This window comes from Paludisphaera sp. (genome assembly GCF_037189885.1).
In the GTDB taxonomy this organism is placed as follows: domain Bacteria; phylum Planctomycetota; class Planctomycetia; order Isosphaerales; family Isosphaeraceae; genus Paludisphaera.
On the sequence record NZ_JBBCIR010000013.1, the window covers coordinates 165666 to 191905 of the forward strand.

Annotated in this window: 20 protein-coding genes; 7 read left to right on the forward strand and 13 right to left on the reverse strand. The window is 71.0% G+C overall.

What is annotated here, in order from left to right; translation table 11 throughout:
* The 5 genes from WG209_RS05960 to WG209_RS05980 are packed head-to-tail and all read left to right on the forward strand — an operon-like array spanning position 1 to position 4934.
* Positions 1-2289, forward strand: coding sequence for a chemotaxis protein CheW (locus tag WG209_RS05960; protein ID WP_337174098.1), 2289 nt, complete (start codon positions 1-3; stop codon positions 2287-2289).
* Complete coding sequence (locus WG209_RS05965; RefSeq protein ID WP_337174099.1) at positions 2286-2909, forward strand: chemotaxis protein CheC; 624 nt, start codon at positions 2286-2288, stop codon at positions 2907-2909. Before WG209_RS05960 ends, WG209_RS05965 begins: the two co-directional genes overlap by 4 nt.
* An 18-nt stretch (positions 2910-2927) precedes the next feature.
* Positions 2928-3425 (forward strand): chemotaxis protein CheD, encoded by a 498-nt coding sequence (locus WG209_RS05970; protein WP_337174100.1) that lies wholly within the window; start codon positions 2928-2930, stop codon positions 3423-3425.
* A 56-nt stretch (positions 3426-3481) separates the two neighbouring features.
* The gene (locus tag WG209_RS05975) at positions 3482-3865 is read left to right on the forward strand and encodes a response regulator (RefSeq protein WP_337174101.1); all 384 of its coding nucleotides are present in this window, start codon (positions 3482-3484) and stop codon (positions 3863-3865) included.
* Positions 3858-4934 carry a chemotaxis response regulator protein-glutamate methylesterase gene (locus WG209_RS05980; protein WP_337174102.1) on the forward strand — a complete coding sequence of 359 codons (1077 nt, stop codon included), beginning with the start codon at positions 3858-3860 and terminating at the stop codon, positions 4932-4934. The genes WG209_RS05975 and WG209_RS05980 overlap by 8 nt, the downstream gene beginning before the upstream one ends.
* Positions 4935-4941: 7 nt before the next feature.
* Here the strand turns inward: WG209_RS05980 and dnaB are convergent, their stop codons facing one another.
* The 11 genes from dnaB to WG209_RS06035 form a co-directional block, all read right to left on the reverse strand.
* Positions 4942-6378, reverse strand: a complete 1437-nt coding sequence (gene dnaB / locus WG209_RS05985) for a replicative DNA helicase (RefSeq protein ID WP_337174103.1) — start codon at positions 6376-6378, stop codon at positions 4942-4944.
* A gap of 283 nt (positions 6379-6661) precedes the next feature.
* Positions 6662-7270, reverse strand: a complete 609-nt coding sequence (gene rplI, locus WG209_RS05990) for a 50S ribosomal protein L9 (protein ID WP_337174104.1) — start codon at positions 7268-7270, stop codon at positions 6662-6664.
* A 245-nt stretch (positions 7271-7515) separates the two neighbouring features.
* Positions 7516-8061: a single-stranded DNA-binding protein gene (gene ssb, locus WG209_RS05995; RefSeq protein WP_337174105.1), complete on the reverse strand. Its 546-nt coding sequence runs from the start codon at positions 8059-8061 to the stop codon at positions 7516-7518.
* A gap of 152 nt (positions 8062-8213) precedes the next feature.
* Positions 8214-8615, reverse strand: coding sequence for a 30S ribosomal protein S6 (rpsF, locus tag WG209_RS06000; RefSeq protein ID WP_337174149.1), 402 nt, complete (start codon positions 8613-8615; stop codon positions 8214-8216).
* 58 nt (positions 8616-8673) lie between these two features.
* Positions 8674-9249, reverse strand: a complete 576-nt coding sequence (pth, locus tag WG209_RS06005) for an aminoacyl-tRNA hydrolase (RefSeq protein ID WP_337174106.1) — start codon at positions 9247-9249, stop codon at positions 8674-8676.
* Positions 9250-9310: 61 nt separating this feature from the next.
* A complete protein-coding gene (locus WG209_RS06010; RefSeq protein WP_337174107.1) occupies positions 9311-9958 on the reverse strand; it encodes a 50S ribosomal protein L25 in 648 nt (215 codons plus the stop codon).
* 215 nt (positions 9959-10173) lie between these two features.
* A complete protein-coding gene (locus tag WG209_RS06015) occupies positions 10174-10683 on the reverse strand; it encodes a tRNA (cytidine(34)-2'-O)-methyltransferase (RefSeq protein ID WP_337174108.1) in 510 nt (169 codons plus the stop codon).
* The gene (locus tag WG209_RS06020; protein WP_337174109.1) at positions 10680-14054 is read right to left on the reverse strand and encodes an efflux RND transporter permease subunit; all 3375 of its coding nucleotides are present in this window, start codon (positions 14052-14054) and stop codon (positions 10680-10682) included. The genes WG209_RS06015 and WG209_RS06020 overlap by 4 nt, the downstream gene beginning before the upstream one ends.
* A gap of 7 nt (positions 14055-14061) precedes the next feature.
* Complete coding sequence (locus WG209_RS06025) at positions 14062-17730, reverse strand: efflux RND transporter permease subunit (RefSeq protein WP_337174110.1); 3669 nt, start codon at positions 17728-17730, stop codon at positions 14062-14064.
* 54 nt (positions 17731-17784) lie between these two features.
* Complete coding sequence (locus WG209_RS06030; RefSeq protein ID WP_337174111.1) at positions 17785-19110, reverse strand: efflux RND transporter periplasmic adaptor subunit; 1326 nt, start codon at positions 19108-19110, stop codon at positions 17785-17787.
* A gap of 23 nt (positions 19111-19133) precedes the next feature.
* Complete coding sequence (locus WG209_RS06035; RefSeq protein WP_337174112.1) at positions 19134-19733, reverse strand: helix-turn-helix domain-containing protein; 600 nt, start codon at positions 19731-19733, stop codon at positions 19134-19136.
* Between the two features lie 324 nt (positions 19734-20057).
* Between WG209_RS06035 and WG209_RS06040 the strand changes: the two genes are divergently transcribed.
* Positions 20058-22871 (forward strand): PSD1 and planctomycete cytochrome C domain-containing protein, encoded by a 2814-nt coding sequence (locus WG209_RS06040; protein WP_337174113.1) that lies wholly within the window; start codon positions 20058-20060, stop codon positions 22869-22871.
* A 98-nt stretch (positions 22872-22969) separates the two neighbouring features.
* On the forward strand, positions 22970-24433 hold the full coding sequence (locus WG209_RS06045) for a DUF1501 domain-containing protein (protein ID WP_337174114.1): 1464 nt from the start codon (positions 22970-22972) through the stop codon (positions 24431-24433).
* A 199-nt stretch (positions 24434-24632) separates the two neighbouring features.
* On the opposite strand, the gene hisC is transcribed toward WG209_RS06045, so the two are convergent.
* Positions 24633-25721, reverse strand: a complete 1089-nt coding sequence (hisC, locus tag WG209_RS06050) for a histidinol-phosphate transaminase (RefSeq protein WP_337174115.1) — start codon at positions 25719-25721, stop codon at positions 24633-24635.
* Complete coding sequence (locus tag WG209_RS06055; protein WP_337174116.1) at positions 25718-26227, reverse strand: GNAT family N-acetyltransferase; 510 nt, start codon at positions 26225-26227, stop codon at positions 25718-25720. Before WG209_RS06055 ends, hisC begins: the two co-directional genes overlap by 4 nt.
* Positions 26228-26240 lie beyond the last annotated feature (13 nt).

The window sequence follows — 26240 nt, forward strand, 5'->3', positions numbered from 1 at the left end:
ATGGCGGACTTCAACCTGGCCGAACTCCTGCCGTATTACCTCGACGAGACCGACGAGAACATCGCGGCCCTCAACGAGGACCTCCTGCGCCTGGAGCGAGATCCCGCCGACGCGCGGGCTCTCGCCGAGGCGTTCCGGATGTTCCACAGCATCAAGGGGGCCTCCATCGTCATGGGCTTCGAGTCGGTCAACCGGCTCACCCACGTCCTGGAGAGCCTGTTCGAGCAGCTCCGGGCCAGGACGCGAGTCCTGGACCGGCCGATCCTCGAGCTGACGTTCCGCTGCCTGGACGAGCTGCGCGACTACCATCGCGAGCTGAGGTCCGAGGGGAAGAGCGCCCGCGACCTGGCCGGCCTGATCACCGAGGTCGACGCCGCCCTGGCCGGCGCGTCGACGCCGGTCGCGGCCGCCTCCCCCGAACCGCCTCCGGCGCCGAAGGTCGTCGCCCCGCCCCGGACCGCCACGGAGCCGATCGACGCGCGGGGCGCCGCGCGCGTGGTGGTCCGGTTCGAGCCCGGCCTGCAACTCGCGGACATGAAGGCGCGCCTGGTGGCCGAGCGGCTGGCGAGCAAGGGCCGCGTCGTCGCCTCCGACCCGCCGCTGGACCGGCTCGACGAGGCCGAGCGCATCGAGACGTTCGTCGTCTGGGTCGCCGACGCGGAGGACGTCGACGCGCTGCGATCCCTGGCCAACGTCGACGGCGCGGAAAGCGTGACCATCGATCCCCCCGCCGCCGAGGCCGAGGTCGAGGCCGGAGCCGAGGTCGAGGCCGTGGGGCCGATCCTCGCGGAGCCGATCGCGCCGGCCGGGCCCGAGCCGACGGCGCCCCCCGCCGCCAGGGCCGGGGCCGGCAGGCGGGCGAAGGTGGTCGAGACGATCCGCGTGGACAGCGAGCGGCTCGACGACCTGATGAACCTGGCCGGCGAGCTGGTCATCAACAAGGCGCGATTCGTCGACGTGGCGCGGGGGCTCGACGACGCCCTGCGCGGGAACGACGCCCGAGGCCTGGCCGCCGACACCGAGGAGCGGCTGGAGACGATCCTCCGCGGGCTCGACCGGGTCACGGCCGCGGCGGGGGGCGGCTCCGACGCGGCGGTCGACCGCTGGGCGGGGAGCGTCCGCCGGCTCCGCGAGGACTTCCGCGCGATCCGGGGCGAGCTGGACCGGCTCCGCCTGGGCCGCGATCGCCTCAAGGCGCTGGGGGAGGCCATCCACAGCCTCGGCCGCGTGGCCGACGGGCTCCAGAAGGGGGTCCTGGAGACCCGCATGGTCCCGATTGGCCCTCTGTTCGAGCGCTTCCGCCGCGTGATCCGCGACCTGAGCGTCGCCTCCGGCAAGGAGGTCGCCCTGCGGATCGAGGGCGAGAAGACCGAGCTGGACAAGCGGATGATCGACGAGCTGTCCGACCCTCTCATCCACATGGTGCGCAACTCGGTCGACCACGGCCTGGAGCCGCCGGAGGCGCGCGAGGCCGCCGGCAAGCCCCGCGTGGGGACGGTCTCGCTCCAGGCGTCGCACCGGGGCAACCGCGTCGTCGTCACGGTGGCCGACGACGGCCGCGGCATCGACTGCGAGCGGCTGCGGTCCAAGATCGTCTCGCGGGGGCTCGTCGGGCGGGACGAGGCCGCCGCGATGACCGACCGCGAGCTGATCCCCTTCATCTGGCACCCCGGCCTCAGCACGGCCGAGGCCGTCACGGAGATCTCCGGCCGCGGCGTCGGCATGGACATCGTCAAGGAACGCATCGACAACCTCAGCGGGGGCGTGGACGTGCGCTCGACCCCAGGCGTCGGAACCGTCTTCACGATCCGCCTGCCGCTCACGCTGGCGATCATGTCCAGCCTGCTCGTGCGGATCTACGACGAGGCCTACGCCCTGCCGCTCGACCACATCGAGGAGATCGTGGAAATCCGGGGCGACCGCGTCGCCCGCGTCCGCGGGAGGCCGACGATCGAGATCCGCGGCCGGTTCATCGGCCTGGCGACGCTCGGTGACGTCTTCCGGTGGGGGGGCGGCGCGCACCCGTCGTCGCCGTCACCGCCGCGGTTCGGCGACGCCTCGGAGCGGCTCCGCGTGGTCGTCGTCCGCGACGGCGACGCGTCGGTGGGCCTCGTGGTCGACGAGCTGATCGGCATGCAGGAAGTGGTCCTCAAGTCGCTGGAGCGGAACTATCGCCCGGTCGCCGGGCTCTCCGGCGCGAGCATCCTGGGCGACGGCAGCGTCTCGCTCATCCTCGACGTCGACGCCCTCATCGGCGCGGCGTCTTCCCGCCGGGGGGCCCTGGCATGAACACGCTGGGCGAAGATCGCGGTCGGATGCTCCGGACGATCCTGGCCATGGGATCCGAGGGGGCCTCCCGCGCCCTCTCGCGATGGCTGGGGATGGACGTCCGCCTGACGCTGGGCGAGGTGGAGCTGGTCGACCTGGCGACCGCCGCCGGCGCGCTCGGCCCGCCGGAGTCGCTCGTCGCGGCCTGCGCGATGGGCCTGACGGGGGGCCTGGGGGGGGCGATGCTCCTCTGCTTCGAGGACCGCGACGGGCTGGCCCTGGCCGACCTGCTCCTGCGCCGGCCGGTCGGCACCGCGACGGAGTGGGGCGAGGTGGAGCGGTCGGCCGCGATGGAGACGGCGAACATCGTCGCCTGCGCGTACCTCAACGCCCTGGCGGCCCACCTGCCGACGGGGGAGGGGGCCGGCCTGGCGCCGACCCCGCCCACGTTCCTCCACGAGTTCGCCGGCTGCCTCATCGAGTTCGCCGTGATGGGCCAGGCGGCCGAGCTCGACCGCGTGCTCCTGGCGGGGACCACGTTCGAGGTGGTCGGGTCGGGCGACCTGGGCTGGACGCTGCTGTTCGTCCCGGACGCGCCGGCGCTCGCCTCGCTGTCCGCGGCGCTCGGCGGCCCCGCCTGATCGATCGGGAGGATCGTCATGCCGAACGACCCCGCCGCCCCCGAGGTCACCGTCGCGATCGGCCGATGGGCCGTGGTCGCGGCGCCGGCGCGCGTGCGCACCCTGCTCGGATCGTGCGTCGGCGTGGCGCTCCACGACCGGGCTGCGAGGGTCGGCGGGCTGGCCCACGTCGTCCTGCCCGACTCCCGGGGGGACCTCGATCAGCCCGGCAAGTACGCCGACACCGCCATCCCCGCCCTGATCGCCGACATCGAGCGCGTCATCCGGGGCAAGGCGTCCGGGCGGCTGGTCGCCAAGCTGGCGGGGGGGGCGAGCATGTTCGCGACCGGCGCCGAGAACCCGGCGCGGAACATCGGGCGGCTGAACCAGGACGCGGTCGAGGCGATCCTCGCGGCCCTGCGGATCCCGATCCTGGCCCGGGACCTTGGCGGAGAGGGGGGGCGGAACATGACCCTCGACCCGGCGACGGGCAAGGTCTGGATCCGGTCCCCCGGCGGTCAGGGCCGCGAGATCTAGCCGGGGCTAAACTGGTGGTAGACTGGAATAGCCCCGGTGGGGCGGTGGGGGGCGTGATGAAGCGGCTCTTGATCGTCGACGACGCCCTGTTCATGCGGCGGCTCATCGCCGGCGTGGCGATGGAGGCCGGCTGGGAAGTGGCCGGCGAGGCGGCCGACGGCGCGCGGGCCGTCGCGATGCACGCCGAGCTTCGGCCGGACCTGACCACGATGGACCTCGTGATGCCCGTCATGGGGGGCCTGGAGGCCCTGGCGCGGATCCGCGAGGCCGACCCCGACGCCAGGGTCGTCGTCATCACGGCCGTCGACCAGAAGCAATCGGTGCTCGACGCGATCCGCCTTGGCGCGGTCGACTTCATCGTCAAGCCCTTCGACCGCGACCGCGTGGTCTCTCTGCTGCGCAAGGCCGCCGAGCGCGAGGAGCCTCCCACCGATGGCTGAGATCGCCCCGCGCCTCGTCCGCGTCCTGGTGGTCGACGACTCGGCCCTGATGCGCCGACTCCTCTCCGACGTCCTGAACTCCTCCGGGCGCATCGAGGTCGTCGGCGTGGCGCGGGACGGCCGCGAGGCGGTCGCCCAGACGGCGAAGCTCCGGCCCGACGTCGTGACGCTGGACGTCGCGATGCCCGACGTCTCCGGCCTGGACGCGCTCCCCGCCATCCTGGCCGTCCACGAATCCCCCGTCGTCATGGTCAGCGCCCTCACGCAAGAGGGGGCCGACGTGACCCTGAAGGCGCTGGAGCTGGGCGCGGTCGACTTCCATCCCAAGCCGGCGAGCGGACAACTCGCCGACATGCGGGCCGAAGGGGAGCGGCTCGTCGCCAAGATCCTCGACGCCGCGCAGGGGCGCGTCATGCGCCCGCGCCGGGCCACGTCGGCGGCCCCTCCCGCCTCGTCGCGCGGCTTGGCCGTCCCGCCGGGGGGGGCGGCCGGGTGCGTCGCGATCGGGATCTCGACCGGCGGGCCGCAGGCGCTCGCGGCGGTGCTGCCGCTGATCCGTCCCCCCACGCCGCCGATCGTGATCGTCCAGCACATGCCCGCGCAGTTCACCGGGGTCTTCGCCAAGCGGCTGGACCGCTCATCGGCACTGGACGTGAAGGAGGCGGCCGACGGCGACCTCGTCGAGCCCAACCGCGTGCTGATCGCGCCCGGGGGCCGCCACCTGACGGTCGTCGGCCGCGCGGGGAACGTCCGCGCCGCGATCTCGTCGCCCGACGACCCGCCGGTCAGCGGCCACAGGCCCTCGGTCGACGTCCTGTTCCGCTCGGTCGCCCGCGCGTTCGGCCCCGCGGCCGTCGGCGTCGTCATGACCGGCATGGGGCGCGACGGCGTCAACGGCTGCGGCGCCATCCTGGAAGCCGGCGGGGTCACGCTCGGCCAGGACGAGGCCACGTCGGTCGTCTACGGCATGAACAAGGCCGCCTTCCTCGCGGGCGCCGTCCAGCTCCAGTTCGCCCTGGACGACCTGCCCGAGCTGATCCAGGCCCTGTCGGCCCCGCGCCGGGGGTGACGCCGGCTCAGAACGGCTGGCCGCCGTCGATGGGCTGCTCGATGTTCGACATGTTGTCGAACAGGGTGAGGTTCTTGAGGAAGACGAGCTTCGCCGTGTCGGTGCGTCCGGCTCGGTTCTTGGCGACGATGACCTCGGCGACGCCGGGCTGGTCGTTGGGGTCGTAGTAGTCGGGGCGGTGCAGCAGCAGGACCATGTCGGCGTCCTGCTCGATGGCGCCCGACTCGCGGAGGTCGGCCATGCGGGGCCGGCGGTCCTCGCGGTTCTCGACCGCCCGGTTGAGCTGCGACAGCGCGACGACCGGGACATGGAGTTCGCGGGCCATCATCTTCAGCCGGCGGCTGATCTTGGCGATCTGCTCCTGGCGGCTGTCGCGCGATTCGTCGGCGTCGATGAGCTGGATGTAGTCGATCATGATCAGGCCCAGGCCGTGCCGCATCTTCAGCCGGCGGGCCGTGGCCAGGATCTGGAGCATAGTCCGCGACGGCGTGTCGTCGATGTGGATGGGCGCCGAGGCGATCTCGCCGTAGGCCTTGCCCAGCTTGCTCATCTCGCGGTAGTCCATCCCCCGCCCGGTGCGCAGCTTGTTCGAGTCGACCCTCGCCTGGGCGCTCAGGAGTCGTTCGCCCAGCTCCAGCCGGCCCATTTCCAGGCTCACGACCAGGGTGGGGACCTGGTTGTTCACGGCCGCGTGGGCGCAGATGTTGAGGGCGAACGCCGTCTTGCCCATCGCCGGGCGGGCGGCCACGATGATGAGCTGCTCGGGCTGGAAGCCGGTCGTGATGTCGTCGACGTCGAAGAAGCCGGTGCCGACGCCGGTGACGACGTGGGTCTCCTCGGTCCGCTTGGTGATGCGGTCCATGGCCTCGGACAGCACGCCCTTCAGCTCGTGGACCTGGCCCTTGATCTGGTCCTCGGCGATGGCGAAGACCTTGCGCTCGGCCGTCTCCAGGAGCTGCTGCGAGGTGTAGAGGTTCGAGTAGCCGTCGCGGATGATCTCGGTCGCGCTCTGGATGAGCTGCCGGCTGACCGACTTCTGGCGGACGATCTCGGCGTGGTAGCGGGCGTTGGCCGCGTGCGGGACGCTGTTCGCGATCTCCGCCAGCCCGTCGTCGCCGCCGACCTGCTCGAGCTGACCCTTGCGGTCGAGTTCGTCGCCGAGAGTAACCGCGTCGATCGCCTTGCCGTCGTTGTACAGCTCGGTGACCGTGCGATAGATGAGCTGATGCGAGTCGCGATAGAAGTCGTCCGCGGTCAGGAAGGTGACGATGTCGTGGAGGACGTCGTTGTCCAGGAGGATGCCGCCCAGGACGCTGCGCTCGGCCTCGAGGTTCTGCGGCGGCAGGCGGTCCGCCAGCGTGGAGGAATCGGCGCGGCCGTAACCGCCTTGCCCGAATCCACCTTCCTTGCCCACGCTATTGCTGTACCCCGGGACGGTCGCCATGATCCGATCCACTCCTTCGGAAGCCCGGCCCGCGCGCCGCGGCCATGCGGCGCGCGAGGACGCGAGCGGTCAATTGCCTGAACGATTGTATCGGCCGCCCCGGCCGCCGACTATCGCAAAAAGCCGCGCCCCGGGGACCGGCGGGGAGGGTTGTGGCGGGCCGGCGAGATGGTCCGGCGAGGGAGTTGGAGGGGGGGAAATGCAAGAGGCCGGGCCCCCGAGATGGGGACTCCGGCCTGGATGCGGGGCGTCCGTCGCGACGCCGGTCGGAGGGAGACCGGCCTCAGGAGGCGGCTTCCTCGGTGTGGGTGGGGACGACCCAGAGCTTCACCTCGGTGTCGACGTCCTGGCCCAGGTGGAGCTTGATGGTGTAGAGGCCCAGTTCCTTCAGGGGGCCTTCGATCCGGACGTTCTCGGTCGAGATCGCGAAGCCCTCGGCGCCGAGAGCGGCGGCGATCTGGTCGGCGTTGACCGAGCCGTAGAGGTGGCCTTCCTCGTTGGCGTTGGCCTCGATCGTCAGCGAGCGCTGGGCGATCTGGGCGGCCAGGGCCATGAGGTCGGCGCGGCGGGCGGCTTCCAGGGCGCGGAGGCGTTCGCGGTGCTTCTCGACGATCCGAAGGTTGTGGGGCGTCGCGAAGGTGGCGAGGCCCTGGGGCAGCAGGTAGTTGCGGGCGTAGCCGGGCTTGACCTTCACGAGGTCGCCGGGGGAGCCGAGGTGGGGCACCGTGTTGGTCAGCAGGATGCTGAGCTGCCCGTTCTTGGCGCGGAGCGGGTGATTCTTGCGGCGCTCGACGCCGGGCTGGCGGGGCGGCCCGACGGGGGCGGTGGTCTTCGCGCCGGCGGTCTTCGCCTTGGCCTTGTTCTTGTTCTTGGACTGGGTCGTCTTCGCCATTTCGATTATCGCTTTCGATCCTGGGGCGAGCGCCGGGGCGTGGGGGGCGTCGGCCGTCCTCCCCCATCCTCTCGGTCGCGGGGCCGCGCCGAGTCGTCGGGGATTCCGAAGGGGCCGAGGGCGGTCGGGTCGGGAGGCCGGGTCATGCCCGGCGCGTCTCGTCGATCGCGACGCGCAAGCAGCCGATTAAAACCGATCGGGCCGGAAACTCCAAGCGGAACGTCTGTCCAGAAGCGTGGTGGATGTCAGAACGGGATGTCGTCGTCCGGATCGGGGGCGACGGCGGCCCGGCCGCCGGGGTTCGCGGGGGTGTAGCCGCGGGGGGGGCCGTCGTCGTATCCGCCGCGGTCGCGGGCCGGTTCCGGGCGGGCCCGGCGGGGCGGGGCGGACTCGCGGGGAGGGGCGCCGCCGAATTCGTCCTCGGCGCCGCCGCCGTACCCGCCGCCGCCGGCGTCGCGCCGGGGGTCGAGGAACTGGACGCGGTCGGCCTGGACGCGGACCTTCGAGCGCTTCTCGCCGGTCGTCTTGTCGTCCCACTGGTCCATCTTGAGGGAGCCCTCGACGAAGATGAGGCTCCCCCGGCGGAGGGACTGGCAGCAGGTCTCCGCCTGGCGGTCCCAGACGGTGACGTCGATGTACAGCACTTCCTCGCGGCGTTCGCCGTCGCGGCCCTGCCAGGAACGGTTGACGGCCATGCGCAGCTCGCTGACGGCGGTGCCGCTGGGGGTGCGGCGCAACTCGGGGTCGAACGTGAGACGACCCATCAACTGCACGCGGTTCAAGTCCGGCATGGCCCCGCTCCTTTCCGATCCGACCCAGAACTCCGAAGCGCGAAACGCCCCTGAAAGCAGGGTAAACGGTTGTCCCCTAATTTGCAAGTCGTTCCGCGCCGCGATGGATGGGGTCGCGCCGGTCGTCCCGAAGGGGCCGACGGCGCGGGGGGTCAGTCGTCGCGGCGGCGGCGGCGCGGGCGATCGTCGAGGTCGTCGTCGCGGGCGTTCTCGGCGTCGACGTTCGGGTTGGAGGCCATCGCCTGGTTGACGAGCTGCTCCTCCAGCTTCGGGTGGACCTTGAGGATCAGCTCGCGGAGGATGACGTCGGACAGGTGGCAGTCCGAGACGATCTCCTTGAGCTTCGAGCCGTCGGCCCGGAAGTAGGTCAGGAGGTACGTCCCCTTCTTGTGGCCGTTGACCGGGTAGGCGAGCCGGCGCTCGTCCCACTGGCGGCTGGCGACGATCTCGGAGTCGTACTTGGTGAGGATGTCGTGGACCTGCTTCACGGTGTCGTCCCAGGCCGCGGCGGCCTTGGTGCTGTCGAGCAGGAACATCCCTTCGTAGGTGTGCACGGGCAAGGGTCGGGTCCTCCGTCGGGCCCACCGGGGCCGCGACCGTTTCGTGTTCGCGTTACTGGGAAGGTCCGTTGAATCGGTTCATGGCGGCCTGGATCCCCTGGGAGGCCCAGACGGCCACGGCTTGCGAGGCGAGGATGAGCGCGTCGTCGACCTTGGCCCGCTCGGCGCCCTTGAAGCGGCCCAGGACGTAATCGACGGCCTGGCCTTCGCCGGCCTCGCCGATGCCGATCCGGAGCCGGGGGAATTCGTGCGTGCCGAGGTGGTGGGCGATGTCGCGGAGGCCCTTCTGGCCGCCGTCGGAGCCCCCCTTGCGGAGCCGGAGCCTCCCCAGGGGGAGGTTCAGGTCGTCGCAGACGACCAGGACGTCGGTCAGCTCGATCTTGTGGAACCGGACCGCCTGGCCCACCGATCGGCCGCTGAGGTTCATGAACGTGTCGGGCTTCAGGAGCAGGACGCGGCGGAAGTCGAGCTCCGCCTCGGCGACGAGCCCCTCGAACTTGCGCGAGAAGCCGTCGATCCGGGCCCCCTCGGCGAGGCGGTCGACCAGGTCGAATCCGACGTTGTGCCGCGTGCCGTGGTACTTCGGGCCGGGGTTCCCCAGTCCGACGACGAGCTTCAGGGCTGCCAAGGCGAGGGCTCCCGGCGTCGCCGCGGGGGGAGGGCCGGGGCCCGACCCCCTCGCGCCGAGGTCATTCGGCGTCCTTGTCCTTACGCTCGGGCTTGATCACCTGGGGCTGGACCTCCCCGGCGACCTCGTTCGAGGTCTCGACCTCCTGGGTCGGCGAGACGACGTGGACGACCAGCAGCTCGGGGTCGGCCTCGAGGACGATGCCCTCGGGCAGCGTCAGCTCCTTGACGTGGAGCGCCTGGTTCAGCCCCAGGCCGGAGACGTCGACGCGGATGGCGTCGGGGATGGATCCGGCGGGGCACTTGACGGTGAGGTGCCGGATGACGGCCTCGAGCACGCCCCCCTCGGCGACGCCGGCGGCGTCCCCGCGGAATTCCAGCGCCACTTCCGTCTCGACCAGCTCGGTCCGGTCGACCCGGGCGAAGTCGACGTGGAGGATCTCGCGGCCCAGGTGGTCCCACTGGACGTCGCGGATCAGGACCGTCTCGGTCTGCGTGCCCAGGTCGAGCTCCGCCAGGTGGGAGCCGGACTCGATCATGTTCCGGGCGGCGACCGCGTCCAGGCTGATCGGCACGACGGGCTGCTTGTGGCCGTAGATGACGGCCGGGGTCCGCCCGGTCTTCCGCAGCTTGCGGGAGGCCCGGCTGCCCGTCCCCTTGTTCTTGGCGGGGTCCCGGGCCTCGACCTTCAACTTGATTGCTTCGGACATCGGCGCTCGCCTTGGCCGGGGCCGCCCCTGGCGGATCCCGGCGCGATCCTGGAGTTTCATGGGCTGTCCGCGACGCATTGCATGCGCCGACGACCCTCCCTCGGGAACGGTCGTCGCGAGCCCCATAGGGGGGCGGGGCCCGCCGCGCTTCGCCCATCGAAAAAGCGGCCGTGGGGCCGCGCATCCGATCATTATGCTGATACGGCCCCGCGCATTCAAGACGAGAGGTGGGAGACGGGGGCGGAATCCCCCGCGTCGGCCCTCCGGACGGCCTCGTAGAGGCCGACGGCCGTGGCGTTGGCGAGGTTCAGGCTGCGCGCCTCGGGCCGCATGGGGATGCGGACGGCGCGGTCGCCGGCCGCCTCGATCCGCCGCCTCGGCAGGCCGCGGCTCTCGGGGCCGAACACCAGGGCGTCGCCGTGGCGGAACGGGGCGTCCGTGTACGGGCGGTCGGCCCTGGTGGAGAACCACCAGAGGCGGTCGACCCCCAGCGCGGCGACGACCTCGTCAATCGAATCGACGACGCGGAGGTCCAGGTGCTCCCAGTAGTCGAGCCCGGCGCGGCGGACCATGCGGTCGTCCAGCAGGAACCCCAGGGGACGGACCAGCCAGAGCGCCGCGCCGACGGCCACGCACGTCCGGCCGATCGCGCCGGCGTTGGCGGCGATCTCGGGCTCGACCAGCACGACGTGGAACGCGGGCGTGGCGGCGGGGGTCGCGCTCACTTTGTCGGCCCGCCACCGGCCGGCTCGGCGTCGGAGTCGCCCGTCAAGGGCTCGCGGCGGGCGAGTCGGCGGTCGGAGATTCGCTGGATGACGTAGTAGAAGACCGGGGTCAGGAAGATGCCGAAGAGGGTGACGCCCAGCATGCCGCTGAAGACGGCCACGCCGAGGGTTTGACGCATCTCGGCGCCGGCGCCGGAGGCGAGGACCAGCGGGACGACTCCCAGGATGAACGCCAGCGAGGTCATGATGATCGGCCGCAGCCGCAGCTCGCACGCCTCGAGGGTGGCGTCGAACGCCGACGCCCCGTCCTCGCGTCGCATCTTGGCGAACTCGACGATGAGGATGGCGTTCTTGCACGCCAGGCCCACCAGCACGATGAAGCCGACCTGCGTGAAGATGTTGACGTCCATGCTCGCCATGTTGACGCCGACGGTCGAGCAGAGCAGGCACATCGGCACGACGAGGATCACCGCCAGGGGGAGCGACCAGCTCTCGTACTGGGCGGCGAGGACCAGGAAGACCAGCACCACCGCCAGCGCGAAGGCGAACATGGCCGTGTTCCCCGTCTGCCGCTGGAGCAGGGCCAGCTCGGTCCACTCCGCGCGCATGGCCCGGGGCAACTCGTCGGCGGCGATGCGCTGCATCTCGTCGAGCGCCTGCCCCGAGGAGACGCCCGGGGCGGGGCGGAGGTTGACGGCCGCGGAGGGGTACATGTTGTAGCGGAGGATGAGGACCGGCCCGCTGGCGTCGCGCATCGTCGCCAGCGACCCTAGCGGGACCATGCCGCCGTCCTCGTTGCGCACCTGGAGCCCGGAGAGGTCGTCGCGCTCGCGTCGGAAATCGGCCAGGCCCTGGACGTTGACCTGCCAGGTGCGGCCGAATCGGTTGAAGTCGTTGACGTAGAGCGAGCCCAGGTAGACCTGGAGGGTGTTGAACAGGTCGCCCAGCGAGACGCCCAGGAGCTTGGCCTTCTCGCGGTCGACGTCCAGGAACAGCCAGGGCGTGTCGGCCCGGAAGCTGGTGAACAGCCCCTCCAGGAGCGGCGAGGCCGCCCCGGCGGCGACGACCCGGCGGGCGATGGCCTCCAGTTCGCTATCGCCGAGGTCGCCGCGATCTTCCAGGACGATCTTGAAGCCGCCGGCGGTCCCCAGGCCGTCGACCGGCGGGGCGTCGAAGACGTCGACCTCGCCGTCGTGGATCCGCTCCCGGAGCGCCTCCTGGAGCCGGGCGGCGATGACCGGGCCGGAGAGGTTCTCGGCGGCGCGGTGGTGGAAGTCGTCCAGCATGACGTACATCGCGCCGAAGTTGGGCGCGTTGGCGTTCATCAGGATCGACTGGCCGGCGATCGCCAGGCTGTGCGTCACCCCGGGGATCTGGCGCGCCAGCGACTCCGCCTGTCTCATCACGTCGCCTGTCCGCTCCAGCGAGGAGGAGTCCGGGAGCTGGACGTTCACCAGGAGGTAGCCCTTGTCCTGCGACGGGATGAACCCGGACGGGGTGCGGGTGAAGCCCCAGTAGGTCGCCCCCAGGAGGGCCCCGTACAGCAGGAGCACCACGAAGCTGACGCGAAGCAGCCCGGCGACGGCCCGCGTGTAGCCCGCCGCGGCGGCGTCGAAGCCACGGTTGAACAGCGCGAACGCGCCTCCCAGCAGCTGGTTGAGCGGGGGGCCGAGCAGCCAGCCGACGAGCGCGCCGGCCCCGCCCCCCAGCAGCATCCCCACGCGATCGGGCGTCAGGAACCCCGACAGGCCGGCCGACGTGGCGGCCGGGACGCCGGCCGCGGCGAACGGCCCCAGCCAGGTGACGCCCGCCCAGGCGCCGAGCAGGGCGTAGGCCCACGGCGGCAGCGCCTCGAACGCCCCCTTGGCGCGGGGCTTCAGCAGCATCGCGGAGAGGGCGGGGCTGAGGGTCAGCGAGTTGAACGCCGAGATCAAGGTCGACGTGGCGATCGTGAGGGCGAACTGGCGGAAGAACTGCCCGGTGATCCCGGTGATGAACGCGGCCGGGACGAACACCGCCGTCAGCACCAGCCCCACCGCGATCACCGGCGAGGAGACCTGCTCCATCGCCTTGATCGTCGCGTCGCGCGGGGAGAGCCCGCGCTCGATGTGGTGCTCCACCGCCTCCACCACGACGATGGCGTCGTCCACCACGATGCCGATCGCCAGCACCAGCCCGAACAGCGTCAGGTTGTTCAGGCTGAACCCCAGGGCCGACATCACCGCGAACGTGCCCACGACCGCCACCGGCACGGCGATCAGCGGGATGACCGCCGACCGCCAGTTCTGGAGGAACAGCAGGACCACGATGGCCACGAGGATCACCGCGTCTCGGAGGGTCTTGAAGACCTCGTCCACCGACTCGGTGATGAACGGGGTGGTGTCGTAGGCGATGGCGTAGTCGATGCCGTCGGGGAAGCGCTCCTTCAGCTCCTCCATCTTCTCGCGCACCGAGCGGGCGACGTCGAGCGCGTTGGAGCCGGGGCGCTGGTAGACCGAGAGGGCGACGGTCGGGCGGCCGTCCAGGGTGCAGATCTGGTCGTACCCCTGGGCGCCCAGCTCGATCTCGGCGACGTCGCTCAGGCGGACGACGCCGCCGCTGGGGTCGGCCTTGAGGATCATGTCGGAGAACTGGTCGACGTCGGAGAGGCGGCCGAGGGTGGTGATGGTGTACTGGAACGCCTGGCCGGTGTCGACCGGCGGCTGTCCGAGCTGGCCGGCGGCGACCTGGATGTTCTGCTGCTCGATCGCCCGGACCACGTCCGGGGCGCTCAGGCCGCGGAACGACATCTTCTGGGGGTCCAGCCAGATCCGCATGCTGTAGTTGCGCTGGCCGAGGTAGGTGATGTCGCCGATGCCGTCGAGCCGGGCCAGCTCGTCGCGGAGCTGGATGGTGGCGTAGTTGCTCAGGTAGAGGTTGTCCCGCGAGCCGTCGGGGGAGTAGACGTTGATGATCATCAGGATGCTCGGCGACTTCTTCGTCACCGAGACGCCGCGACGCTTCACCAGCTCCGGGAGGATGGGCTCGGCGAGCGCCTCGCGGTTCTGCACGAGAACCTGGGCCATGTTCAGGTCGACGCCCGGCTTGAACGTGACGGTGAGCGTGTAGTTGCCGTCGTTGGTGCATTGCGACGACATGTACAGCATGTTCTCGACGCCGTTGACCTGCTGCTCGATCGGCGCGGCGACGGTGTCGGCGACGACCTGCGCGTTGGCGCCGGGGTAGTACGCCGAGACCTCGACGGTCGGCGGCGTGATGTCCGGGTATTGCGCCACCGGGAGCGTCCAGAGCGTGACGGCGCCGGCGAGCGTCACGACGATCGAGAGCACCGAGGCGAAGATCGGTCGGTCGATGAAGAATCGGGAGAACACGTCGGCCTCACGTCTCGTCGGGGTCGTCGGGCTTCGGCTTGACACGGCCGGCGCGGGTCGCGGCGCGCGCCGCCAGCTTCCAGGCGGGGCGCCAGAGGAAGCGGAGAGTCAGGAGGTCCAGCGTCGCGGAGCCGACGGCTCGGATCCGCGGCGAGGAGAACGGGCGGGACTCGCTGACGGAGTCGATCACGTAGAAGAACACGGGGGTCAGGACGATGCCGAAGAGCGTGACGCCCAGCATGCCGCTGAAGACGGCCACGCCGAGCGACTTCCGCATCTCCGCGCCCGCCCCGTGGGAGTACAGCAGGGGGACGACGCCGAGGATGAACGCCAGCGAGGTCATGATGATCGGCCGCAGCCGCAGCCGGCACGCTTCCAGCGTGGCCTCGCGGATCGGCCGCCCTCGTTGCGCGCGGATCAGCTTGGCGAACTGCACGATCAGGATCGCGTTCTTGCTCGCCAGGCCGACGAGGACCACCAGGCCCACCTGCGTGAAGATGTTGACGTCCTTCCCCGCGTTGTGGACGCCCAGCCATTCGCTGTTGCGGACCCCCGTCAGGGCGCTGAGCACGCAGAGCGGCACGGCCAGGATCACGGCCAGGGGCATCGACCAGCTCTCGAACTGGGCGGCGAGGACGAGGAAGACCATCACGATCGAGAAGGCGAAGACGTACAGGGCCGTCGCGCCGGCCTGCCGCTCCAGGAAGGCCAGCTCGGTCCACTCGAAGCTCATGGCCGGCGGCAGCTCGCGGGCGGCGAACTGCTCCATGGCGGCGATGGCCGTCCCGGAGCTGATCCCGGGCGCGGCGGCGCCGTTGATGGAGGCGGCCGGGTACATGTTGTAGCGGGTGAGGATCAGCGGCCCGTTGACCTCCTCCACGCGGGCCACGGCCCCCAGGGGGACCATGTCGCCGCGGTCGTTGCGGACGTGGAGGCGGGAGACGTCGTCCACCTGGTCGCGGTGGCTGGGCATGGCCTGGACGACGACCTGCCAGGTCCGCCCGAACAGGTTGAAGTCGTTGACGTACAGCGACCCGAGATACGCCTGCAACGACTGGAAGACGTCGCGCAGGGCCAGCCCCTTGGTGAGGACGGCGTCGCGGTCGACGTCGAGGAAGATCTGCGGCACGTTGGCGCGGAAGACCGAGGTCAGCCCCTCCACGGCGGGTCGCCCCGCGTCCTGGCCCGAGGGGAGCAGGGCCTCCAGCCACGCCGCCGGCCCCGACGCCCCGGGCGTGGTCTCGGGGGAGTCCGCCGCCTCCGCCGGGATGCTCGCGCCGTTCACGTCGATGCCGCCGCCGGTCGGGCCGGGATTGGCCGCGGCCACCAGGCGCTCGACCTCGCGCTGCAGCGCCTCGGGGCCCATGTCGCCGCGGTCCTCAACCATCATCATCCAGCCGCCGGCGCGGCCGGCGCCGCGGATCGGCGGGGGCCCCAGGATCGCGATGTTGGCCTCCGGGACCGCCGCCGCGAGCTTCCCGCGGAGCCGGTCGATGATCGCCTGGTAGTACAGGTCGTCGGTTCGGCGCTCGGAGAACGGGTGCAGGTTGATGAACATCGTCCCGAAGTTCGAGCCGAACGCGCTGAGCAGGAGCGACTGGCCCGAGACCGCGACGGTCGTCGACACGCCGTCCTCGGCCTTCGCCGTCGCCGCGATCTTCCGCATCGCGTCGCGGGTCCGCTCCAGCGACGCCGAGTCCGGCAACTGGACGTTCACCATCATGTAGCCGAGATCCTGCGACGGGACGAATCCCCGCGGGGTCTTGGTGAACATGTCGTAGGTCAGCAGCAGCAGACCGGCGTAGACCAGGAAGACCAGGAGGGAGACCCGCAGCAGCCCCCCCACCAGCCGCGAGTACGCGCCGGCCGTCGCCAGGAAGCCCCGGTTGAACCGCTCGAAGAACCCGCCGACGCGGCGGTTGATCGGCCCGGCGAACGTCCACATCAGGATGGCCAGCGGGATGGCCGTGAGCGCGTCGGCCACCTCGTCGGGCCCCGCGCCGAGGCGCTGGAGGGCGTCGATCGCCGCGTCGTGCAGCGCCGCCCGTTGGACGCCGTCGGGCCCGGCCCCGGAGACGTGAGGGACGACCCACGGGGCGACCAGGGCGTGGCCGATCCAGGCGCCGATCCCCGCCAGGACGATCCGCGGCAAGGCCTGGTGCTTACCCTTCTCTCGGGGCTTCAGCAGCATCGCCGCCAGGGCCGGGCTGAGGGTGAGCGAGTTGATCGTGGATAGGACCGTGGCCGAGGCGATGGTCAGGGCGAACTGGCGGAAGAACTGGCCGGTGATCCCCGAGATGAACGCGGCCGGGACGAAGACCGCCGTCAGCACCAGCCCCACCGCCAGGATCGGCGACGAGACCTCGGACATCGCCTGGATGGTGGCCGCCCGCGGCGCCAGCCCGCTCTCGATGTGGTGCTCGACCGACTCCACCACGACGATCGCGTCGTCCACCACGATGCCGATCGCCAGCACCAGCCCGAACAGCGTCAGGTTGTTCAGGCTGAAGCCCATCGCCAGCATGACCGCGAACGTGCCGACGATCCCCACCGGCACGGCCACGAGGGGGATGAGCGCCGACCGCCAGTTCTGGAGGAACAGCAGCACCACCAGGGCCACCAGCACGACGGAGTCCAGCAGCGTCTTGAAGACCTCCTGGATCGACTCGCGGATGATCGGGGTCGTGTCGTACCGGATCATGTAGTCGAGGCCGTCGGGGAAGTCCTCGCTCAGCTCGGCGATCTTGGCGTGGACGAGGTCGGCGGTCTCCAGGGCGTTGGCGTCGGGGAGCATGAAGACGGCGATGTTGGCGATGGGCATGCCGTCGATCTCGCTGTCGATGTCGAGGTTGCGGGCCCCCAGCTCGACCTCGGCGACGTCGCGGATCCGGACTATCCGGCCGTCGTCGGTCGTCCTGATTATGATGTCGCGGAACTGCTCGACGTCATCCAGGCGGCCCAGGGCGTCGATCGTGACCTGGGTCCGCTGGCCGCCGCCGGTCGGCGGCTGGCCCAGCGAGCCGGCCGCCACCTGCATGTTCTGCTCGCGCAGGGCCGCGGCCACGTCGCCGGCGTTCAGGCCGCGGACGGCCATCTTGTCCGGGTCCAGCCAGACCCGCATGCTGTAGTGCCGAGTCCCCAGCGCGCCGACGTCGCTGACGCCGGGGAGCCGCGCCAGCTCCTCGCGCACCTGCATCAGCGCGTAGTTGCTGATGTAGAGCTGGTCGTAGCGGCCGTCCGGGGAGTAGAGGGCGATCGACAGCAGGATGTCCGGCGAGCGCTTGCGGGTGGTGACCCCGGTCGCCTTGATGACGTCCGGCAGCATGGGCTCGGCGAGCGCCACCCGGTTCTGCACCAGCACCTGCGCCAGGTTCAGGTCGACGCCCGGCTTGAACGTGACGGTGAGGGTGTAGTTGCCGGAGTTGGTCGACTGCGACGACATGTACATCATGCCGTCGACGCCGTTGACCTTCTCCTCGATGGGCGCGGCGACGGTGTCGGCGACCACCTGGGCGTCGGCCCCGGGGTACTGGCAGATGACCATGACCGTCGGCGGGGCGATCTGCGGGAACATCGCCACCGGCAGGCTGTACAGCGACAGCGCCCCGGCCAGCGTGATCACGATGGAGATCACCGACGCGAAGACCGGCCGGTCGATGAAGAAGCGCGTGAACAAGGGAAGCTCTCGCCGGGGGCGCGGGGGCTTGGAGGGGGACGCGGGGCCCCCCGGTCAACGCTCGGGGGCGGGGGCGGGGGAGGCCTTGGGGGCCGCCGGCTTGGCCGGTTCGCCGGCCGCGGCCCCTTCGGTCGGGATGGCCGGCGGGGGGGCGGCGTCGGCCTCGGGGTCGAAGGGCCGCGCCGTCACCGGCGAGTCCTTGCGCAGCTTCTGGAGCCCGCGGACGACGACCAGGTCGTCGGGGCCCACCCCGCGCTCGACCTCGCGCCAGCCGTCGACCAGCACGCCGATCCGCCCCAGGTCGACCAGCTCGTGCGTGTACCTGGGGATCGGCTCCCCCTTGCGGTCGAGCAGGGGCTTGCCCTGCTTGTCCTCGAAGAACGCCGGGGCGCCGTCCTTCGTTGCACGCCTCAGGACGTACGCCTTCTTCTGCCCCTGGTCGGAGGTCAGCGCCTCCTCCGGGATCATCGTCGCCGGGTGGGGGTCGCCGATCGGGAGCTTCACGCGGACGAACAGGCCGGGCTGGAACAGGCCGGAGGGGTTGTCCAGCCGGGCGCGGAAGCGCAGGGTGCCTGTGCTCAGGTCGACGCGGTTATCGGTGAAGTCGACCTCCCCCTTGTGCTGGAAGTCGGCCTCGTCGGACAGGGCGATCTCGACCGGCACGCGCCGCTCGTCGGCCGCGTCGACGGCACCCTCGCGGATCAGCCTGCGGATCCGCAGCATGGCAGCCTCGTGGACGTCGAAGTAGACATACATCGGGTCCTGGCTGACGGCCGTGGTGAGCGCGGTGATGTCGGCCTGCACCAGGTTGCCCGGGTCGACCAGCCGGCGGCCCAGCCGCCCGGATATGGGGGAGGAGACGCGGGTGAACTGGAGGTTCAGCATCGCCAGGTCGTGCTCGGCCTTGGCCGTGCCGATGGCCGCGACCGCCTCGGCGTGGTCGTAGACGTGGCGGTCCAGCTCCTCGCGGCTGATGGAGATGCCGCGATCGTACAGCGCCTTGCCGCGCTGCAACTCGCTCTCCAGCCGCTTGGCGCGGGCCTCGGCCTGCTCCACGGCCGCCCGGGTCTGGTCGACCTTCGCCTGGAACTCCCGGGCGTCGATCTGGAAGAGCACCTCCCCCTTCTCCACCTTCTGGCCGTCCTGGAAGTAGACGTGGTCGAGGTACCCCGAGACCCGCGAGCGGATCTCGACCGACATGACCGCCTCGGTCCGGCCGGGGAACGTCTCGAAGTCGAGCACCTCGCGCGAGACCGGCCGGTCGTAGAGCACGAGATCCGGCGGCCTGGCCGCCGGCGAGGTCGACGACGCCGCGCTGCCGCAGCCCGAAAGGGCGCCGCACGCCAGCATCGCCAGGCCGAACAAGGCGTGACGGTCCATAAGCCCTCGTCCCCTTCCTGCCATCAGGTATCCGCCCGCGATCGCGACGCGGGGTCTTCCCCCGCGAGCCGGGCCCGCTCGGGATCCGAGAGGATGCCCCGGAAGACCACGTCCAGGATGTCCCGCGCCTGCTCGGCGACGGGCTTCCCCGGCCCCGCGAAATAGTTGGTGAACATCGTGCCGTAGATCAGGTTCCCGACCACGTCGCTGATCCGCTCAGGGTCCATGTCGCGGATCCGCCCGGCCTCCCTCATCTCCCCGTAGAGCCGGCTCCATTTCCGGCCCCGGACCTCGCGATGCTCGATGTACGTCGGCCGGGTCCGGTCGCGGAAGTGGGCCCGCTCCTGGATCAGCAGCTCGACGTATTCCGGCCGCTCGGCGAAGAACGTCAGGAACGCCGTCACCCCCCGCTCGATCCGCTCGATCCCGTCCTCGATATCGGCGATACTCGCGTCGACCTCGGCCGTCAAAGTCCGCATGACCCGATCGGCCGCGGCCAGGAACAGCTCGCGCTTGCTCGGGAAATAGCGGTAGATCGTCCCCTTGCCGACGCCCAGGCGGTCGGCCAGATCTTGCGTCATGGCGTCCGAAAACCCATGCTCCGCGAAGAGTTGCGTCGCCATCGCGAGGATCTCCTCGCGGCGGGCGTCGCAGTCGCGACTCCGCGTTCTGGGGGGCGGCGGGGTGTTCATGATGAAGGAATGCTAGGGGGGACTGACCGGTCAGTCCACAGTCTAGGGGGGGCCGAGTTGTAAAATCAAGCTCCAACATCCGGGGTTGATTTCCCCCCCCGGCGCGTCCATGATGAACCTCGTTAGGGCCGCGAAGGCTTAACGCCGCGCGGTCCGCCACGCCCAACGCGCCGCGCCACGCGGCCCCGCCTCGCGCCGTCGACGCCCGGTCGACCGAGCCCCCCCCGACCCCCAGCGGAGGAGTGGAATCGACCCATGACGAGATTCAACGCCCATGGTGGGGCCCCTCCAGCCCGCTTGCTCCTCGGCCTGGTCGTCTGCTCCCTCGCGACGGCCGGCGCGGCCGAGCCCGGCGGCGACGCCAGGCCGAGCCCGGAGGCCGTGGCCTTCTTCGAGACCTCGGTGCGGCCGGTGCTGGTGGAGTCTTGCCAGCAGTGCCACGGCCCGGAGAAGCAGCGGGCCGACCTCCGCGTCGACAGCCGCGAGGCGCTCCTGAAGGGGGGATCGCTCGGTCCGGCCGTGGTCCCCGGCGATCCGTCGGAATCGCTCCTGGTCCTCGCGCTCTCGCACGCCGAGGACGAAGACCTCAAGATGCCGCCGACGGAGCGTCTGCCGGACGCCCAGGTGGAGGCGCTGACCCGCTGGGTGGAGATGGGCGCCCCGTGGGGCGAGGCCCCCTCCGCCTCCGACGCGGACGCCGTCGAAAACCACTGGGCGTTCCAGCCCCTCGCCGATGCCCCGGTCCCCGAAGTGCGCGACCGCGAGTGGGCGAAGACCTCGATCGACGCCCGGATCCTGGCGAAGTTGGAGGCCGAGGGGCTGACCCCGTCCCCGCCGGTCGACCGCCGCTCGCTGCTCCGTCGCGCGTCGATCGACCTGATCGGCGTCCCCCCGACGGCCGCGGAGATCGAGGCGTTCGAGCGCGACGAATCCCCGGACGCCTTCGCGAAGGTCGTCGACCGGCTGCTCGCCTCGCCCATGTACGGCGAGCGCTGGGGGCGACACTGGCTGGACGTCGCCCGCTACGCGGACACCAAGGGGTACGTCTTCCAGGAGGAACGCAAGTACCCCTACGCGTTCACCTACCGCGACTACGTGGTCGACGCCTTCAATAATGACAAGCCGTTCGACCGCTTCGTCGTCGAGCAGATCGCGGCCGATCACCTGCCGGACGACGGCGACCCGAGCAAGCTGGCGGCGATGGGCTTCCTGACCGTCGGCCGGCGGTTCCTCCAGGACCGGAACGAGATCATCGACGACCGGATCGACCTGGTGACCCGGGGGCTGATGGGCATGACCGTCGCCTGCGCCCGCTGCCACGACCACAAGTTCGACCCGATCCCGACCGACGACTACTACTCGCTTTATGGCGTCTTCGCCAGCTCGATCGAGCCCGCCGAACTCCCCCGGCTCGACAACGGCGGGGAGGAATCGGCCGAGATCCGGGAAATCGAGGCCCAGCTCGCCGAGGCCCGCAAGAACCGGGACGACTACAAGGCCGCACGTCGGGCCGAGGTCGTCGCCGACCTCCAGGCGCGGGGCTCGCTCTACCTCCGCGCGGCGCACGACGTGAACTTCGATCTCCGCGCCCAGAACGTCGATGAGCGGGCGAAGCGCGACGACCTGAATCCCCAGCGGGTCCGGATCGCCGGCCGGCTCTGGAAAACCCGCCTCGACGCGGCCGCCGCCGAGAACGACCCGGTGCTGGCCCCCTGGCGACTCTTCCGCGACTTGCCCAAGGACGAGTTCTCAGGCAAGGCCGGCGAGGTCCTCGCGAAGCTCGACGAGCGCGAGAAGGCCGCCGCCGGCTCGGTCCACCCGCTGCTCCTCACCACCCTCCGGGACGCGAGCCTGTCCGGGATGGACGACGTCGCCGCCTGCTACGCGACCCTCCTCGCGGGCGTCGAGGAGCGGCTGGACTCCGCCGGCGACAGGCGGGGCGAGCCCCTGGCCGACGCCGCGTGGGAATCGCTCCGCGTGGCGATCCACGGCCCCGAGGGCCTCCTGACCCCGAAGGAAGCCGACGACAGGTTCCTGATCGACCGGGCCCAGCGCGAGGAGCTTCGGAAGCTGGAGCAGGCGGTCGCGGACGTCGACAAGAAGGCCGCCGGGAAGATCCGCCGGGCGATGGTCATGAACGACGCCCCGGAGCCGACCGAACCCCGCGTCTTCATCCGTGGGAACGCCGGCCGCCCCGGCAAGGTCGTCCCACGCCAGTTCCTCCAGATCCTGAGCGGGCCCGACCGCAAGCCGTTCGAGAAGGGGAGCGGCCGGCTGGAGCTGGCCGAGGCGATCGTCGGCCAGGCCGCGCCGCTGACGGCCCGGGTGATCGTCAATCGGGTCTGGCGCTGGCACTTCGGCGAGGGGCTGGTCGACAGCCCCAGCGACTTCGGGGTGAAGTCCGACCCGCCGTCGCACCCCGACCTGCTGGACGACCTGGCCGCCGGGTTCATCGCCGACGGCTGGTCGATCAAGGGACTGCACCGCCGGATCATGCTGTCGAACGTCTACCAGCAGGCGAGCGAGCTGCGCGAGGACTGCCTGGAGAAGGACGCCCGCAACCGCTGGCTCTGGCGGTTCAACCGCCAGCGGCTCGACTTCGAGGCCCTGCGCGACTCCATCCTCGCCGTAGCCGGCTCGCTCGACCTGGCGAAGGGGGGGCCCTCGGTGGCGTTCGACGGATCGTCCAACCCGCCGCGGCGGACGATCTACGGCTTCATCGACCGCCAGAACATGGACGGCGTCTACCGATCGTTCGACTTCGCCGTCCCCGACTCCACCAACCCCAAGCGGTTCGTCACCACCGTCCCGCAGCAGGCGTTGTTCCTGATGAACAGCCCCTTCGTCCAGTCCCAGGCGCGCCGCCTGGCCGACGACGCGGCGGGGGCGGGCGACCCGGTGGTCGCCGTGTACGAGCGCGTCCTCGGCCGTCGGCCCGACGACCGCGAGCGGTCCCTGGCCGTCGCGTTCCTCGACGCCCCGGCCGCCGAGGGGGAGCCCGAGGCGCCGCCGCTGGCGAGGCTGGCCCAGGTGCTGATGCTCACCAACGAATTCCTGTACGTGGATTGATATCCATGGACGATCCGTCCGGCGTCTTCCCCCCTCCGCGGGGGGACGCCGCGAACGATCCCGAACGATGGACCTTGATCGACGCGAGGAGTCCAATCATGTCGCACGCCCCCGATCGTCTCACCGACCGCGTGGCGACCCGCCGCGAGATGCTCTGCCGCTCCGGCGTCGGTTTCGGCTCGCTGGCCCTGGGGGCGCTGATGACGGAGACCGGCCTCATCGGCGGCTCCGCCCGCGCGGCCGCCCCGGCGACGTCCTCGCCCAACCCGCTGCTCCCGCGTTCGGCACCGGGGAAGGGGACGGCCAAGCGGGTCGTGCACCTTTTCATGAACGGCGGGATGTCGCACGTCGACACCTTCGACCCCAAGCCGGCCCTGACGAAGTACCACGGCAAGGAGGTCCCCTCGAACCTGCCGACGGAGCGCAAGACCGGCGCGGCGCTGGGGTCGCCGTTCAAGTTCCGCAAGCACGGCGAGTCCGGCCTGGAGATCAGCGAGCTGTTCGAGCGCACGGCCCAGATGGCCGACGAGCTGTGCGTGATCCGCTCGATGCACGCCGACGTCCCCAATCATGAGCCGTCGCTGATGCTCATGAACTGCGGCGAGTCGCGCCAGGCCCGCCCCAGCGTGGGCTCGTGGGTCCTCTACGGGCTGGGGACGGAGAACCAGAACCTCCCCGGCTTCCTGGTGATGTGCCCCGGCGGATACCCGATCGCCGAGTCCCAGAACTGGCAGTCGGCGTTCCTCCCCGGCGTATTCCAGGGGACCTACCTGGACACCAACAACACCGACGTCGAGAAGCTCATCGCCCACATCCGCAACCACGGCGCGGGGCCCCGGACCCAGCGGGCGCAGCTCGACCTGCTGGCCGAGCTGAACCGCGAGCACCTGGAGCGTCGGAAGCACGAGGCCGACCTGGAGTCGCGGATCCAGTCGTTCGAGCTGGCGTACCGGATGCAGTCGGAGGCGGCCGAGGCATTCGACGTCCAGCGCGAGCCCCAGCACGTCCTGGACCTCTACGGCCCCGGCGTCCACGCCCGCCAGCTACTGGCGACCCGCCGCCTCCTGGAGCGCGGGGTGCGGTTCGTCCAGCTCTGGCACGGCGAGGGCCAGCCGTGGGACCACCACGACGACCTGGAAACCGGCCACCGGACCCTGGCCCGGCAGTGCGACCAGGGGATCGCCGCGTTCCTGTTCGACCTCAAGCAGCGCGGGATGCTGGACGAGACGCTGGTCCTCTGCACCGGAGAATTCGGCCGCACGCCGACCGTGGAACTGCCGACCCCCGGCGCGAACGCCGGCAAGATGAACGGCCGCGACCACAACCATTACGGCTTCACCGCCTGGATGGCCGGCGGCGGCGTGAAGAAGGGCCACGTCCACGGCGCCACCGACGAACTCGGCTTCCAGGCCGTGGAGGACAAGGTCCACGTCCACGACCTCCACGCCACGATGCTCCACCTACTGGGCTTCGACCACGAGAAGTTCACCTTCCACTACGCCGGCCGCGACTTCCGCCTGACCGACGTCCACGGCCGCGTCGTCCACGAGATCGTCGCCTGACGTCGTTCATCGGAAGCGGGAGAGCGATATCCTCCCTTCTCCCCTCGTGGGAGAAGGTGCCCCGGAGGGGCGGATGAGGGGGGCGTGGCCAGATGCCTTCGCGACGACCCCCTCATCCGGCCTTCGGCCACCTTCTCCCACGAGGGGAGAAGGTGGGCGTATTCCCGGACGACTTGGGATCGCTCCGACCGGGCGTGTGTCAGCCGATCTCCCGCAGGATCTCAAGGAAGCGGTCGATCTCCGCGTCGGTCCCCACGCTGACGCGGAGGCCCGCCGGGTAGCCGGGGTAGCGCATCAGGCGGACGAAGACGTTCCGGCGCTTGAGTTCCTGGAAGGTCTCCTCGGGCGACGGGCCGCCCGTGGCCCAGACGAAGTTGGCCTGGCTGTCCGTGACGGCCCGGCCCGATCCCCGCAGCGCGACGGTCAGCCGATCGCGGGTGGCGAGGATCTTCGCGCGAGTCTCCGCCAGGTAATCCTGGTCCTCGAGCGCCGCCTTGCCGGCCGCCAGGCTGAGGGCGTCGCAGTTGTACGAGTCCTTCACCTTGCCCAGCTCGTACACCATCGCCGGGTCGGCGATCAGGTAGCCCAGGCGGATCCCGGCCAGGCTGTAGCCCTTGCTGAACGACCGGGTGACGATCACGTTCGGATGCGTCTTCACCAGCGAGACGCAGTTCTCGCGGGCGAAGTCGCCATAGGCCTCGTCGACGACCAGCGGGCATTCCAGTCGCTCCGCCAGGCGGGCGACCTCGGGCGGCGACAGGGCCGTGCCGGAGGGGCTGTTGGGGTTCGCGAGGTAGGCCAGCTTCACGCCGGGGGCGAGGAAGCCGTCGACGTCCAGCTTCCAGGCGTCGTCGAACGGGACGACGTGCTCGCGGCCGTCCTGGAGCTTGACGAGGGTCGAGTAGAGGAGGTAGCTGGGGGTCGGATAGGCGGCCAGGTCGCCGGGGCCGACGAACGCGCGGGTCAGGATCGTCAGGAGGTCGTCCGAGCCGTTCCCGGCGAGGATCATGTCGGGCTCGACCCCGTGCAGCGCGGCGGCCGTCTCGCGAAAGGCCCGGCCGCTCGGGTCGGGGTAGAGACGCAGGCGGTCGCCCACGGCGTCGACCAGCGCCCGCTTCACCCGGGGGGAGGGCGGGTAGGGATTCTCGTTCGTGTTGAGCTTGATGAACGAGCCCCCCTGGGGCTGCTCGCCGGGGACGTAGCCCTCCATCGCGGCGATGTGGGGGAGGACGCGAGGGCGAGGGACCGAGGGACTGTCCACCTTCCGGGGCTCCTTGCTGGCGTTCATTCGGGCTTCGGGGCGAATTGGGTCAGCCGATCGAGCGCCTCGTCGGCGATGCGGTAGGTCGTCCACTCCTCGAGCGGGACGCCCCCCACCGACTTGTAGAACGCGATGGCCGGCTCGTTCCAGTCGAGGACCGCCCACTCCAGCCGCCCGCAGCCGCGCTCGCGGGCGATCCTCGCGAGCGAGCCCAGCAGCGCCTTGCCGATGCCGAGGTTGCGGTGCTCGGGCTGCACGAAGACGTCTTCCAGGTAGAGCCCGGGCTGGCCGCGGAAGGTGGAGAACGTGTGGAAGAACAGCGCCATGCCGACGGGGACCCCGCCGACCTCGGCGATCAGGGCCTCGGCGAAGGCGCGGGCGCCGAACATGTGCTTGTGGAGGTCGCCGGCGGTCGCCTTGGCGAGCTGCTCCAGCTTCTCGTAGATGGCCAGCTCGCGGATCAGGTTCACGAGCGTCTCGACGTCGTCGGGCGCGGCCGGGCGGATCGTGAACCGGGGTTTCGGGTCGCTCACGGGTCGGCTCCGT